Source organism: Gracilibacillus caseinilyticus (assembly GCF_022919115.1).
Lineage (GTDB): Bacteria > Bacillota > Bacilli > Bacillales > Amphibacillaceae > Gracilibacillus > Gracilibacillus caseinilyticus.
This window is the reverse complement of sequence record NZ_CP095072.1, coordinates 96,699-112,262: the sequence shown is the minus strand read 5'-3', so window position 1 is coordinate 112,262 and position 15,564 is coordinate 96,699. Positions and strand designations below refer to the sequence as shown.

9 protein-coding genes, 1 pseudogene and 1 riboswitch are annotated in these 15,564 nt (G+C 42.5%); of the genes and pseudogenes, 8 read left to right on the top strand and 2 right to left on the bottom strand.

Annotation, left to right across the window (positions count from 1 at the left end; all coding sequences use genetic code 11):
* Positions 1-9: 9 nt before the first annotated feature.
* The 7 genes from MUN88_RS00445 (at position 10) to MUN88_RS00415 (ending at position 11,939) form a co-directional block, all read left to right on the top strand.
* The gene (locus MUN88_RS00445; RefSeq protein WP_244719539.1) at positions 10-7,170 is read left to right on the top strand and encodes a non-ribosomal peptide synthetase; all 7,161 of its coding nucleotides are present in this window, start codon (positions 10-12) and stop codon (positions 7,168-7,170) included.
* Positions 7,154-7,372, top strand: a complete 219-nt coding sequence (locus MUN88_RS00440; protein WP_244719536.1) for an MbtH family protein — start codon at positions 7,154-7,156, stop codon at positions 7,370-7,372. The genes MUN88_RS00445 and MUN88_RS00440 overlap by 17 nt, the downstream gene beginning before the upstream one ends.
* Before the next feature lie 10 nt (positions 7,373-7,382).
* Positions 7,383-8,762 (top strand): DHA2 family efflux MFS transporter permease subunit, encoded by a 1,380-nt coding sequence (locus MUN88_RS00435; RefSeq protein WP_244719533.1) that lies wholly within the window; start codon positions 7,383-7,385, stop codon positions 8,760-8,762.
* A gap of 13 nt (positions 8,763-8,775) precedes the next feature.
* Positions 8,776-9,453: a 4'-phosphopantetheinyl transferase family protein gene (locus MUN88_RS00430; RefSeq protein ID WP_244719530.1), complete on the top strand. Its 678-nt coding sequence runs from the start codon at positions 8,776-8,778 to the stop codon at positions 9,451-9,453.
* A gap of 19 nt (positions 9,454-9,472) precedes the next feature.
* The gene (locus tag MUN88_RS00425; protein ID WP_244719527.1) at positions 9,473-10,480 is read left to right on the top strand and encodes a bifunctional 3-deoxy-7-phosphoheptulonate synthase/chorismate mutase; all 1,008 of its coding nucleotides are present in this window, start codon (positions 9,473-9,475) and stop codon (positions 10,478-10,480) included.
* A gap of 528 nt (positions 10,481-11,008) precedes the next feature.
* On the top strand, positions 11,009-11,677 hold the full coding sequence (gene rpiA / locus MUN88_RS00420; protein ID WP_244719524.1) for a ribose-5-phosphate isomerase RpiA: 669 nt from the start codon (positions 11,009-11,011) through the stop codon (positions 11,675-11,677).
* A gap of 70 nt (positions 11,678-11,747) precedes the next feature.
* Positions 11,748-11,939 carry a hypothetical protein gene (locus MUN88_RS00415; protein ID WP_244719521.1) on the top strand — a complete coding sequence of 64 codons (192 nt, stop codon included), beginning with the start codon at positions 11,748-11,750 and terminating at the stop codon, positions 11,937-11,939.
* 39 nt (positions 11,940-11,978) lie between these two features.
* Here the strand turns inward: MUN88_RS00415 and MUN88_RS00410 are convergent.
* Positions 11,979-12,761, bottom strand: a pseudogene (locus MUN88_RS00410) (SDR family oxidoreductase).
* Between the two features lie 91 nt (positions 12,762-12,852).
* Between MUN88_RS00410 and MUN88_RS00405 the strand changes: the two are divergent.
* The gene (locus tag MUN88_RS00405; RefSeq protein ID WP_244719518.1) at positions 12,853-13,785 is read left to right on the top strand and encodes a D-2-hydroxyacid dehydrogenase; all 933 of its coding nucleotides are present in this window, start codon (positions 12,853-12,855) and stop codon (positions 13,783-13,785) included.
* Between the two features lie 60 nt (positions 13,786-13,845).
* On the opposite strand, the gene guaD is transcribed toward MUN88_RS00405, so the two are convergent.
* Entirely contained in the window at positions 13,846-15,192 is a 1,347-nt protein-coding gene (gene guaD, locus MUN88_RS00400) for a guanine deaminase (RefSeq protein WP_244719516.1), read from the bottom strand.
* A 202-nt stretch (positions 15,193-15,394) separates the two neighbouring features.
* Positions 15,395-15,496: riboswitch (purine riboswitch) on the top strand.
* Positions 15,497-15,564 lie beyond the last annotated feature (68 nt).

The following is a 15,564-nucleotide window of genomic DNA, read 5'->3' as shown; positions in this document are numbered from 1 at the left end:
CAAGTTTTTATGCAGCAGACAATTGCGCAGCACTGGCCATTGACTGGCGCGCAGACTGGAATATGGTATGCACAACAGCTTGAACCGGCTAACCCGATTTATAATACGGCAGAGTATGTCGATATTCGCGGTCCGTTACATATTGATTACTTTGAAGAAGCGATTAGAAAGACGATGCGTGAAGCGGATGCTCTTCAGATGCAATTTGCCGATGAAGGTGACGGACCGATCCAAACAATACGCAGCGAGCGAAAGGTACCGTTTCGGTTAATGGATCTTAGTAATGAACAGAACCCTTGTGAACAAGCGTACCGTTGGATGAAAGAAGACGTGGCGACCGCGATTGATTTGAGCAAGGAAGCGTTATTTAAGCAGGTCTTATTTAAGTTAGAGGAAGACCATTACTATTGGTATCAAAAAATCCATCATATTGCCATAGATGCGTATGGTTTTACCCTGCTCAATCAGTCTGTGGTCAATCATTATCAATCCTTGCTAAACGGAAAAGCTGATGATGAGCAAGAGCGAAAGGGTTCAACGTTTGAATCTGTGGTAGAGGAGGATCAAGCATATCGTCAATCAGAGAAATTTGAAGACGATCGGCTATTTTGGATCGACCAATTCGCTGATGAGCCTGAAGTAGTCAGCTTAACAGAAGAGACTTCCATGTTACCTAAAACAGTGGGACAGTGCACAGATTATCTCGATAGAACTGCGTTTGAACTGCTCAAGAAGAAGGCGCAGCAGTACCGTTTTCATTGGTCAGAGGTGATGATGGCCTCTGTCGCCTTATATGTTCATCGATTGACGGGATCAGATGATGTTGTCTTAAGTGTTCCAATGATGAACCGAATGGGTTCGAAATCGATCAATGTGCCATCAATGGTCATGAATATTCTGCCACTTCGAGTGACAGTGCAATCCGATCAGTCTTTCCTGGCATTGTTACACCAAATAAGAGCGGCAATGCAACAGGTCCAGCAGCATCAGTATTACCGGCATGAGGATTTACGCCGTGATTTAAATAAAGTTGGTGACCAAAGCAGGTTGTTTGGACCTCAAGTCAATATTATGCCATTTACCTATGATTGGCATTTCGGTGAAGTGAAAGGTGTTACCCACAAACTAGCTACAGGACCTGTTGATGATTTATCGGTAAATGTATATGACCAGCAAGACGAGCAAGGAATCAGAATCGATCTTGATTATAATCCCGATATATATAAACAAACGGACGTAGCGCTCCATGTCCAACGCATGGTGAAAAACATAAAAGATTTGGCCTATCAAAATTTTGAAGATTCGATCGGTCGCTATCACCTTCTGCTCGAAGAAGAACTTGATCGAGTGCTAGAGAAATGGAATGATACGCCACTCGTTGTCCCGATGATTTCTGTTGTCTCTGCATTTAGAGAGCAACGAAGTAGAACACCAGAGGCGACAGCTCTTGTATTTCGTGATAAAAGCTATACTTATGCCGCGGTTGATGAAAAAGTCAATCAATTATCCCATGTATTAGATCATCGAGGCGTCAAAAAAGGCGATGTGATTGCAGTATCTATGCCGCGTTCCGAGGACATGGTAATTGCCATGCTAGCAGTGATGAATATTGGAGCTGTGTATGTACCAATTGATCCGAGTTATCCTTCTGACCGGATTGGTTATGTGCTGCGTGATGCCAGCCCGATCTATGCCATTACCTACCAGGAGATCCAGAACGTTTTTCAATCTAACGATGTTCCTTGTCTCGTGCTCGATAATTCTCTGGTACAAAAAGAGATGCAATCATACCGAGGGCAACACTTCCCAGAGACTGACGTAACTTGGGATGATCCTGTATATATGATCTATACATCAGGGTCAACAGGTAATCCAAAAGGGGTAATGGTGACACATGGAGGCATTACGAACTTCTTGTTTGCGATGCGGCAGAAGTTCTTGCTTACCGGACAAGACCGGTTAATGGCGGTCACGACGATAGCCTTCGATATATCTGTATTGGAATTATTTTTACCATTATTAAGTGGAGCAACGTGTATAGTTGTCGAGAAAAAAACGATTCAAGATCCACGAAAATTGACAGAGAAGATGAAAGATCAGGCCGTTACCATCATGCAAGCGACCCCGACATTGTGGCAGTCGATTGTAGCAGAGAACGCTGATGCACTACATGGTGTAGAAGTGCTTGTTGGTGGCGAAGCTTTGCCACAAACGTTGGCACAGTCTCTGCATCAGCAAGGATGTAAGATCACAAATCTTTATGGTCCAACAGAAACAACAATTTGGTCAACCGCGATGATGTTTGAGCAGGAAGTGGAAGAGACGCCATCCATCGGTAAACCAATTCTGAATACCCAAATCTATATTTTGGACGACAGTCTCCAGCCAGTTCCTCCTGGTGTAATGGGCAACATGTATATTGCCGGCAACGGACTTGCGGCAGGGTATAACCGTCGAACGGCTTTAACGGCGGAGCGTTTTGTAGCGAATCCGTTTGATGGAGCTGGAGAACGGATGTATTGTACGGGAGACCGTGCCTTATGGAATCCGGACGGTACATTACATTACGGAGGCAGAGTAGACGATCAGGTGAAAGTAAGAGGATTTCGGATTGAACCTGGTGAGATCGAATCGATATTAGCCAAGCATAACCAAGTATATCAGGCGAAAGTAATCGTCAGAGAGGATCGCCCTGGTGATAAGCGTCTCGTTGCCTATGTCACAGCGCCATCTGAATCGATTTCTGCGGAATTACACGAGTTAGCGTACGAATACTTGCCCGAATATATGGTGCCATCAGCAATTGTAGTACTCGATGCCTTTCCGTTAACACCGAACGGTAAAATTAACAAAAAAGCGTTACCTGCACCGCAGCAAGTGAGTACCTCACATGATCGTGAACCAAGAACCCCTCAGGAAAAACACTTAACGGAATTATTTGCGGAGGTACTGGACCTTCCACATGTTGGTGTACATGATCATTTCTTTTATTTAGGGGGGCATTCGTTACTGGCAGGACGTTTAATTAATCGAATTCGAGATGAGTTTGAAGTGGAGATCAGCATTGGTAAGCTGTTTGAAGCACCTACTGTAGCAGGGCTTGTTCATCAGCTGAATGTGGGAGGAAAGGTGAAACCGTCGATTGAAAAAAGGGAAAAACCAGACGAGATAGGCTTATCCTTTGCTCAGAAGCGATTATGGTTCCTGCATCAATTAGAAGGGGCGAGCCCGACTTACAATATCCCGATGGTGATTGAGCTTCAAGGTAATCTTGATCTGACAGCCATGCATCAAGCACTCTGTGATGTGGTCGATCGTCATCCGCCGCTTCGGACTATTTTTAAAGAACATGATGGCGAACCATTCCAATCGATCATCGAAGCAGAACAAGTAATACCGGCACTTCCTATCGAGAAAGTGAAACCAGAACATATCGAACAGGTATTAGAAGATGCTGTCCAATATTCTTTCCATCTGTCGGAAGAACCCTCTTGTCAGATCCGATTATTTGATCAGGGGAATGGACGTTACACATTACTTGTGCTTATCCATCATATGGTCGGAGATGGCTGGTCTCTTTATCCGTTCACACAGGATTTACAAGAGGCTTATAAAGCCCGTTTATTACAAGAGAGACCAGCTTGGGAGGAATTACCGATTGATTATGCAGATTATGTTATGTGGCAAAAAGATCTGATTAGTGAAGAACAGGGGAAAAATAGTTTCATAGCGGAACAGATTCAGTATTGGGAGCAGGAACTAGCTGATTTACCAGACCAATTGGAGTTGCCGACTGATTATCCAAGACCTGCAGCATCCACTCATCAAGGGGGGACGTTTGCCTTTACACTCCATCCTTCTCTCCATCAACGACTGGAGCAGGTTGCGAAAGAGAATGAAGTAAGTTTATTCATGGTTCTGCAAGCAGGAGTAAGTGCACTGTTAACGCGAATTGGAGCAGGCGAGGATATTCCATTAGGAAGTCCGGTGGCTGGCCGAAACGAACAGTCTTTAACAGACCTTGTCGGTTTATTTATTAATACACTTGTTCTCCGGACAGATACATCCAATGATCCAAGTTTTCGTGAACTGCTTGCCCGTGTTCGTTCCGTGAACATTAGTGCTTATGAAAATCAGGAGCTGCCGTTTGAAAGACTGGTAGAGGTGCTGAATCCGGTCCGATCGAAAGCGAAGCATCCATTGTTTCAAGTCATGTTAATCTTACAGAATACACCGGAAGCATCGTTAGATCTGCCGGAATTAGACAGCAACGTCAGTATTCGCAGTGTAGGAACCTCTAAGTTTGATCTGACATTCGAGTTTACTGAACATGGACGTGATGAAGGTGAAGGTTTACAAGGCTTAGTAGAATACAGTACCGAACTGTTTAAACGAGACACTATTGAGAGACTAGTAGATCAATTGCTGCGCTTTCTAGATCATGCAGCAGCTGAAGCTGATCAGACTATTTCGCAGATTGATATGTTAGGTGAACAGCAGAAAGCGAAGATGTTAGACTTAGGTAGTCCGGAGCAGATGGAAATTGCAGAAGAAACGGTAATTGCCGCTTTTGAGAAACAAGTGCAAAAGTACCCAGATCAACTGGCATTAAGCTATGAAGACATCGTACTGACATACGAAGAATTGAACAAGCGAGTGAATGGTCTCTCGCATCTTATGATAGATAAAGGTGTAGGACCAGGACAGTTTGTTGCGCTAGCGATGTCGCGATCAGTAGACATGGTAGTTGGGCTGCTAGCAATATTAAAAACAGGTGCAGCATATGTACCGCTTGATCCAAATTATCCTGCAGCAAGAATCCGTTATATGAAGGAAGATGCTCAACCTGTATGTATCCTTACAACTTCCGCACATATCGAAGCTGTGAAAGATAAGGATGGCGAAGAGCTGATCGTGCTGGATGAACCAGCGGTAGTAAAAGCATTAGAACAACAGAATGATACCAATCCGACTGATCGGGATCGAAGTAGACCAGTAACGCCAATGGATCCAGCGTATGTAATTTATACATCCGGATCAACAGGCAATCCGAAGGGCGTCGTTATCCCACACCAAAACGTGATCCGCTTGTTCGGTTCCACGGATCATTGGTTTAATTTTGATCATCAGGATGTCTGGACGTTGTTCCATTCCTATGCCTTTGATTTCTCTGTATGGGAAATATGGGGGGCATTGTTAAACGGAGGGCGTCTCGTCATCGTGCCCTATGATGTCAGCCGTTCACCCGAAGCATTTCTCGAACTGCTTGTGAAAGAAAACGTAACGGTGTTAAACCAAACACCCTCTGCCTTTTATCAGTTGATGCAAGCAGACCGGGACAATCAGGAAATCGGCCAAAGCTTATCACTCCGTTACATTATTTTTGGAGGAGAAGCGATAGAAGCCGGCCGACTGAAAGAGTGGTACGATCGCCACGCCAATGATGCACCGAAACTGATTAATATGTACGGCATTACGGAAACAACGGTCCATGTCAGTTATATCGAATTTGATCAGCGTATCGTCGATATTCGGGCAAATAGTGTGATAGGTCAGAACATTCCTGACCTTGGTGTGTATGTATTGGACAATTGGCTGCAGCCCGTGCCATCAGGTGTGATCGGTGAAATGTATGTATCAGGTGATGGACAGGCGCTAGGTTATTTAGGTCGTCAAGACTTGACCGCTGATCGATTCGTTGCCAACCCGTTTGAACCAAATGGTGCGCGTATGTATCGAACTGGTGACCTTGCTAAATGGCGCGATGATGGCTCACTTGATTATATCGGTCGTGCCGATCACCAAGTGAAAATAAGAGGCTTCCGTATTGAGTTAGGTGAGATCGAAACGGCATTGTCTAAGCACCAAGATGTCAACCAAGTAGCAGTACTCGTTCGCGAAGATAAGCCTGGAGACCAGCGTCTTGTCGCCTATTTACAGATAAATGAGGACAAGAAATTAGAAACAGCGGAGTGGAAAGCATATCTAGACAGCCGTTTGCCAGATTATATGGTACCTTCTGCGTTTGTTCATGTAGAAGAATGGCCACTGACACCAAATGGAAAACTGGATAAAAAAGCATTACCTGCTCCACAATTTTCTGGATCTGTTTCAGACCGAACACCGCGTACCCCGACGGAAGAACTACTTTGTCAGCTGTTTAAAGACGTATTAGGACTTTCGCATGTCGGGATTGATGATGGCTTCTTTGATTTAGGAGGTCACTCGCTGCTAGCTGTGAAACTTATGTCTAACATTAAACAATCATTCGGAAAGGACATTACGATCGCTAGCTTGTTTGAAGCACCAACTGTTGCAGGACTGGCGGAAAAAATGGAGGATGGTGAAAGTGCCAATGCATTAGATATACTCCTACCGCTGAGAAAAAATGGAACCAAACCTGCTGTCTTTTGTGTACACCCAGCAGGTGGCTTGAGCTGGTGCTATGCCGGATTGATGCAGGCACTAGGTAAAGACTATCCAATTTACGGACTACAAGCTCGTGGTATAGCCGAAGAAAGAGGCTGGCCAAGCTCGATTCAAGATATGGCGAAGGATTATGTAGCACATATTAAGACCGTTCAGGAACATGGCCCATACCATTTAGTCGGCTGGTCGTTAGGTGGAAATGTCATTCATGCGATGGCAAATGAGTTGCAGCGTCAGGGAGAAGAAGTTGGACTGGTGGTGATGCTGGACGCTTATCCAAGTCTCTATTTACCAATCAAAGCAGCTCCGGATGACGATGAGGCACTTGTCGCACTGCTTGCCCTTGGCGGCTATGATCCGGAAAGCTTGCGAGAGGAGAAGGTAACCTTTGAGAATGTAAGTGAGCTGCTTCAGGAAGATGGCAGTGCACTGGCCAGCTTAGACCACGAAACATTGATGAATTTAAAGGATACGTATGTTAATTCGGTCAGTATTCTAAAAGACTATCAGCCAGAACCGTATCGTGGTGATTTGCTATTCTTCCGATCTACCATCATCCCGGAATGGTTCGACCCCATTTATACCGATACGTGGAAGCCATATGTAACTGGTGATATCGAAGAATATGAAGTAGCATGTCGCCATAAGGATATGTGTCAGCCAGCACCTCTTGCTGAAATTGGTGCTCAAATTCTTAAATCATTACATGAAGGAGAGAGAAAACATGAAGAATCCATTTGAAAATCCAGAAGGAACATTTTATGCATTAAAAAACGATAAAGGGCAGTATTCACTTTGGCCTGCTTTTCTTGATATCCCCGATGGCTGGGATATCGAATATGGTAAAGCAAACAGAGAAGATTGCATCTATTATATTGAAACACATTGGATTGATATACGTATTGATTCAACTAGCAACAAAGCTATCGGATTAGGAAAATAAGATGCGCTCGTTGTCTTTTTCCAAAAAAATTATCATTGCGGTATATGTGATGTCGATGTTTATTGTGGCGATGGATGCAACAATTATTAATGTTGCTCTCTCCACAATCGGGGAGGAATTCAATGTGCCCGTTTCTGCCACAAGTGGTGTAAACATTGGCTACCTAGTCAGTCTTGCGATGTTGCTGCCGGTAGCAGGCTGGCTTGGAGATCGTTTTGGATCGAAGCGGATGTTGATGCTGGCAGTCAGTATATTTACCATTGCTTCGTTATGTTGTGGCTGGGCGCAGAGTCAGACGATGTTAAATGTATGTCGAGTGCTGCAAGGAGCGGGAGCGGGTCTCTTAACACCGGTTGGCATGTCGATGCTGTTCCGGACGTTTACTCCTGAAGAACGTCCCAAGTTATCGAGAGTATTAGTAGTACCGGTCGCTATTGCACCAGCACTTGGTCCGGTAGTTGGTGGCTATTTAGTTGATCAGCTTTCCTGGCGATGGATCTTTTATCTGAATATACCAATTGGGGTGATTGTTCTTGTATTAGCCGGTTTATTTATTGAGGAATACAAGGAGCCTTCTATTGGCAGATTTGATGTAAAAGGATTTCTGTTATCGCTTCCGGGTTTCGGACTGTTAATCTATGCCTTGATTGAAGCGCCTATCCTCGGATGGGCTCAGCCCAAAGTGTTTATCCCGTTTCTTATTGGTTTAGCCTTCCTCCTGTATCTCGTGAAATGGGAGAGGAAGATTGAAAGACCGATGCTGAATTTAAGCCTTTTTAAGGATAATTCGTTCCGGGTCATGAGTTTAATAGGAATGTTCTCGGCAGCAGGTTTATTTGGCATGTTATATGTTTTTCCGTTGCTGTATCAAAATGTTTTAGGATTTTCTGCTTTTCATACCGGTTTAACGACGTTTCCGGAGGCGCTGGGACTGATGGTTGCTTCCCAGCTTCTGCCATGGTCGATGAAAAAATTAGGCGTCCGGCGACTGATGCTGTTGTCCTTGTTAGGTTCGATGATTATCTTTTCGTTAATCGCCTTATTAGCAGAAGCAAATCCATGGCTGATCCGGCTGCTTATGTTCGGCGTAGGAATTTTCTTAGGACATGCAGTAACAGCAGCACAGATATCCGCTTTCCAACACATTTCCAAACATCAAATGAGTCAGGCAACAACTTTACATAATGTCCAGAAACGGTTTGGAGGTGTCTTCGGTGTTGCCCTACTCGCAAGCATCATCGGATCTCAGCAAACAGCAGACATCACTATGGTGCCTTATCAATGGGCGCTTGGTGGATCGGCAGCATTTATTGGTATTTGCTTTTTAATTGGTTTAGCCTATCAAGAACAAGAGAAAGAACAAGTAGACGTACAAGCAGAGAGGGCATAAGGAGGAACAAGTCTTGGATGTTTGGATTTGTCGGTTACCAGAAGAGAAGCGGGAACAAGATATAGCAGCTGTTTTTCCTTATTTAATGAGGGAGAGAATTGCACGGCTGCAACGTTTTCACCGTCTGGAAGATCAGTTTCGTTCTGCACTTGGTGATCTGCTGATTCGTTATCTATATCAGAAGCATTATGGTAAGGAATGGAATTGGAAATGGATCGAACGTAATCGATTCGGTAAACCGTATCTATCAACTGATTCCTGTTTCCATTTTAACGTATCCCACGCTGGTGAGTGGATTGCTTGCACGGTACACGATTCGCCAGTCGGAATTGATATCGAACAGATAAAACCTATCGATTATGCTGCAGCATTTCTAACGAATAATGAGTGTCGGACTGTAGCGCTCGATGTATCTCCATTACGTAAGTTCTATCAAATATGGACTGCTAAGGAAAGCTTTTTGAAAGCCTGTGGTGTGGGATTATCACGTTCCCTGACCTCGTTTGAAGTGGTGATTCAGCAAGGTGGACAGATCGATATATATGAGGAGCGGGATTTACTTGCTTGGATGACTGGTAACACATACTGGGTAGAGGCTGATTATGCTTTAAGTGTTTGTGCTGAGAATATTCATGAAACACCCGCTATCTATGAAATAACATATCAGTCTTTGTTATCTGGTCAGAAATAATAGTCAAGGAGGGAAAAAGATGACAGTAACATTACCATTGCAAAAGCTGGAAGAGGAAATTATTCAGCTTATAAGCGAGAGAGGAAAGCTTATATTAGAAAATCAAGAAGAAGCCAAATTGACAATGGATCAGATTGAGAAAGTAAATGATGGACCGTACGATACTGTGTCGATTCAGAAGCTGTTCACACAGCTTGATGAACGATTTTATTCAAAAAAGGATACCTATTTGTATTCAAGGGATTACCAGAGGGATGATACGATCATTCAGGTGAAAAAACATTGGATTGGCCAAGGGGAACCTGTCAAAATAATGGGACCATGTTCGGTGGAATCGGAAGAACAGGTTCGACAGGCGACAGCTGATTTAGCAAGACGTGGTGTGAAATTTATTAGAGGTGGTGCTTTCAAACCACGTACTTCTCCTTATGATTTTCAAGGACTAGGAATAGATGGATTAAGAATGTTGTCTGATGCAGCACGGATCCATGATATGGCAGTGGTCTCCGAAATAATGAGTGCAGATCAGATAGAGACAGCATTACCATACATCGATATTATTCAAGTTGGTTCAAGAAATATGCAAAACTTTGAATTGTTAAAAGCAGTAGGTCAAGTGCAGAAACCGGTGCTATTGAAGCGTGGGCTGTCCAGCACCATGAAGGAATTTAAATTGGCAGCAGAATATATTCTGGCAGAAGGTAATCCTAACGTTATTCTCTGTGAAAGGGGCATTCGAACATATGAGGATGCTACGAGAAATACATTAGATATATCCGCTGTCCCGATTTTGAAACAAGAAACGCATTTACCTGTGATTGTGGACATCACTCATTCTACAGGACGAAAAGATATTCTCGTGCCAACTGCTAAGGCAGCATTAGCAGTTGGGGCAGATGGCATTATGGCAGAAGTTCATCCTAATCCATCCGTTGCATTGTCCGATGCGAAACAACAAATGGACCTTTCGGAATTTCATGATTTTATGGATGCGATCGAAAAATTTGAACAGCATCATTCGCTTTAACAAGAAGAGGGTGTGATATAACAGCAGTTTGTTTGCGATACGAATAATCTCGTTATCAAAAGATATTGTTCTAATTGCAAGCAATACGAAGTTGAAGAAAACTGCGAAGTAATGACAAGTTGGTAAGACTTCCTGAACTTCTGATCGGTGATGAGTGCATAATGAGGAGTGGGTTAGGACTTGTCCCGGTTGGAAAGCTCTATCGACCAATGTGAATGAAGTAGGATTGTCCGATTGAGGCTTTCTTTCGCCCAATTCGCTCTTGATTTGAAGTGGAAGGTGGCCCTTTTAGAATCTTTCCGTATCGTTTAGCAAATTGTTTGTAAGCTATTAAAAATGGAAGAGATAATTCGCAGTATATACATACTGCATAATGAAAAGAGTCAAACATAACGAATTTAGTTTGATGAGATTTCGTGTTATGTTGGCTTTTTATTTGGCTAAAAATCTATTTTTCGTTCCTCTTTTTATCGCGCGATTGACATAGTATGATGGAATAGTGTAAGAAAAGGAAACGAGGTGTTTGTGATGGATCTGAAGCGAAAAGCAGGTGAAAAAGCGGCGAAATATGTGGAAGATGGGATGATTGTCGGCCTTGGCACAGGATCTACCGCTTACTGGGCGATTTTGAAGCTGGGAGAATTAGTAGCAGATGGGCTGAACATCAAAGGAATTCCGACTTCGAAAAATACCGAGGAGTTAGCCCAAAAACTAGGTATTCCAATGTTGAAAATGTCGGAAGTTAACAAAATAGATGTTGCAATAGATGGAGCAGATGAAGCTACTGCTAATTTTGCATTAATCAAAGGCGGTGGTGGAGCATTATTGCGCGAAAAAATGATAGCATCTATTGCGAAACAATTTATCGTGGTAATTGATCCTTCCAAATATGTGGAAAGGCTAGGTCAATTCCCGTTACCTGTAGAGATAATAACATTCGGTTGGGAGATCACGAGCAGCCAAATTAGCTTACTCGGATGTAAGCCAATATTACGTCGGGGAAATCAAGCTCCATTTGTTACAGACAATGGTAATTATATAGTAGATTGCTACTTTGATTCGATAGTGGATCGAGATGGCATGAATACTGCACTAAATAGCATTCCGGGAGTAGTAGAGAATGGTCTCTTTGTGGATATGGCCGATGTACTCATTATTGGACGGGAAAATGGTGATGCAGAAGTTTTGTCTTTCTAGGGTTGACGTTTATATGTACTGTTTCAAGGTTATAGTTCTGTAAGCAGACATATAAAGGAGGTAAACAACAATGACTGTTTATGTTGTCCTTATCCTGCTACTCGGTGTGATTGCTTTTGTGTTGACGTATAAACAACTTGGTCGAAGTGATCCGAATTATCGAGAAAAAAGTAAGTTTCAATTAACTGTATTAAGTACGATCTATCTTGTTGCAATCATAGGATCTGTTGTGGCACTGATAATTTATATAGGTGTAAGATAAAAAGAAAATCCCAAGTGAAAGGGATTTTCTTTTCGGTGTTTAATATTGATAAGATTGTCCGCCATCGATTGGAATGACAGCCGCATTGATAAAGTTAGCTTGATCCGACAATAGAAAGGCAACTAGATGGCCTACTTCTTCCGGTTTGCCAAAGCGTTTCATTGGATTAACACTAACAAATTCTTATCCTGCCTCTTCCCAATTATTTCCGCCTATTTGTTTAAGGGAACCTTCCACCATCGGGGTCATAATAGCACCTGGTGCAATTGCTTTTATACTGACACCGAATTGACCATACTCCACACCAGAGTTTCGCGTTAAGCCAACGACACCATGCTTGCTCGCCGCATAACCGGACTGATTTCCGACACCGCGAATACCACCAACAGACGCTGTGTTGACGATCGAGCCGTAGCCTTGTTTTTTCATCTCTTTTAACGCATATTTCATGCCATAAAAGACGCCATCTAAGTTGATGCTGACAACTTTGTGAAATTCATCAATACCGAAGTCCTCTGTTAGGCTCTGCTTTCCTTCAATTCCCGCATTGTTAAAGAAGCCATCGATTTTACCAAATGTGTCAATCGTATGCTGGATATACTGTTTCACTTCATCTTCTTTGGCAACGTTTGCTTCCACTAATTCAACTTTCGCATCAGGAGCAGCTGCGAGGATTTCTTTTTTGCTTTCTTCCAAGCCTTCTTGGTTTAAATCGACAAGAACTAGTGATCCGCCTTCTTTCGCAATTTGTAAAGCAGATGCTCGACCTAATCCAGAGGCACCACCAGTAATAATAACAACTTTGTCCTGGTAACGTTCCATTTTAGTTCACCTCATTTTCAAGTGTACATGCATATTATGTTAGAATAATAGCGATCTATACATAGTGATTCTGATGAGGAGGGAAAATACAATGGAGATTCATCATCTTTTATTTGTGAGTGAGTTGAATCAAGAATTAGAGAAGTTACTCGCACCGTATCAAATAGAAAAAGACATTCGCTTTAAAAAGGAAGAGGACATCCAATCATCAGATTTGCAGTGGGCGGATGCTTTTGTTTCTTTTAAAACCAAGAAAAGCTATGACTATGGTAAAGTAAAGTGGGTTCATTCTCTTGGTGCTGGCGTGGATCATTTTTTGTTTCAGAAAGATTGGGATGAGAATGTTCTGCTAACAAGAACGATCTGTTCATTTGGTGAAAGAATCAGTGAATATTGCTTAAGTTTTCTGCTGAAAGATTTACAATTTCATGATCGTTTTACTGAACACCAGTCAGAAAAATGCTGGCAGCCAATAAAACCGAGAATGTTAAAGGAATCAAAGATTGTCATATATGGAACAGGTGAGATTGGTCAAAAGCTAGCAGTTGTACTGTCGTCATTTGGTGTGGAAGTGTACGGAGTATCGTTAAGCGGCAAGCAAAAAGCGGGGTTTAAACAAGTATTTAAAACCGAAGACCATTGCATGATGTTAAAGTCCGTTGATTACATGATCAATACACTGCCATTAACGAAAAAAACGGAGCAGCTTTTCAATGATCGTATTTTTAGCAATCTCTCTCAAGCGGGATTTATAAATGTGGGCAGAGGAGAATCGGTTGCAGAGTCTGACTTATTAACAGCTCTGGATACTGAACAGCTAAGATTTGCAGTATTAGATGTCTTCGCAAATGAACCAATGCCAGCAGAACATCCTTTTTGGAAAGAGCCTAGAATTACGATAACACCACATATATCAGCTGTTACTACAGCGGAAGAAGCTGTACAATGTTTTGTGGAAACACTCGAACGTGTTGAAAATGATCGTCCTTTACAAAACCAGGTTGATATAGAAAAAGGATTCTAATTTAGCGGATAAATCTCTCTGATTGGGAGATTTATCCGCTAAATACTTATTGCCTACTCGTTATTTGACTTTTTCTCCTTGAACCCAGACTTCCTTAATATTCTCAGCTTTAACCAAATATAAGATCTTTTGAAAAATGTCGTATAATGGTTCACTTTCATCGAAGATCGGTAGTTTCGCTGTGTTAACGATCTGAACGTCCCAAGCGTACCCTGCGTCGATGCGACCGATTGGCAGGCTCAGACTTTCGCCACCACCAGCGGTTGCGAAATAAAATGCTTCATTAATGGTTATCCGGGAATCTGCCACTCCTCTTTTAGCTGGAGGAAGGGAGGTATCGACCCCATCTTCGAGCATTCTTGATGAAACTACTGCTTGCTTCGCATTATCGTAAATGCTTGGCGTCGCTCCTGCCGAGATGTCAGTACCTAATCCAACATCCACACCCTTTGCATGAAGATGGGAAATGGGAATGACACTGTTGGCAAAATACGCATTCGACAATGGGCAATGTCCAATCGCTGTGCCTGTTTCAGCAAATAATGCCACATCATCGTCTTCTAAAAAGTTACAATGAGCCATCACAGATTTTTCTCGCAATAAGCCAAAATCATTTAAGGCAAAGGCATCATTTTTATCAAATCTCTCTTTTACATAGCTGTGTTCCCAGTCACTCTCACTGCAGTGTGATTGAATGTGTGTATTATACTTTTCTGCTAATTCCCCTAATCCTTTCAATGCCTCATCCGAACAGCTTGGGATAAACCGGGGTGTAACAACTGGATAAACACCTTGTTTCACGTTCTTAGCTAATTCTTTGACCTCAAGAATAAAAGCCTCTGTTTCAGATAAAGCTGTTTCTGCATCTAGATCCCGGTAATAGTCAGGATTTTGCTCCGGATCATCTGCCACAACCTTCCCTATGAGACCGCGTTGTCCTTTTTCTGCACAAATTTCAGCTAACCGGAAACTTGATTCTTTATGGACAGTGGCGAAATAAAGTCCCGTGGTGGTGCCGTTAGCAAGCAATGTATTAACAAGGTCATCATATACCTTTTCAGCAAAAGCCATATCCGAGAACTTAGCTTCGAGCGGAAAGGTATACGTATGCAGCCAATCATTAAGTGGAAGATCCAATGCAGTGCCAGCTTGAGCCCACTGAGGCGCGTGGATATGCAAGTCGACGAATCCGGGAAGAAGATATTCTCCGTATTGCAGCTGGTGGAAGCATTCCTCTTCCTTATACGCATTCAGAATAGTTTGATACTGTGGGTCTTCTGGAGCGACTGCTTTTTCAATCATGCCTTGTTCATTGATACAAAAGAGATAGTCTTGCAAAATGTTAACTTCTTTTTCCGATCGACTAGTAAAAGCAGTTCCAAGGAAAATTCGCGAATATTTATTCATGTTATCACCTTATTGTTCGTATTTTGGATATTTACTAGTCATTATAATAGAATTGTAAACGGATGTCCAACAGTAAAAAAGTGATAGAAGCAAAAACTAGGATGCCTAGGTGGATAAGGCTTCTCGCCATTTGTCAGAAAATTTAAAATTCAAAATTCGACAAAATAATACTTGTAAACAGAAAAAAGGATGTTATACTAAATACAAACTTAATCGTGTTTTTCATATAATAGCGGGGATATGGCCTGCGAGTTTCTACCGGTTTACCTTAAATAAACCGACTATGGAAAAGGAAAGAAAAGCATTTACTTATTTTGTAGATGTTTTTCATATTTCGATCTTCTTAAGCTCGAATCACCTACTTTACCATAG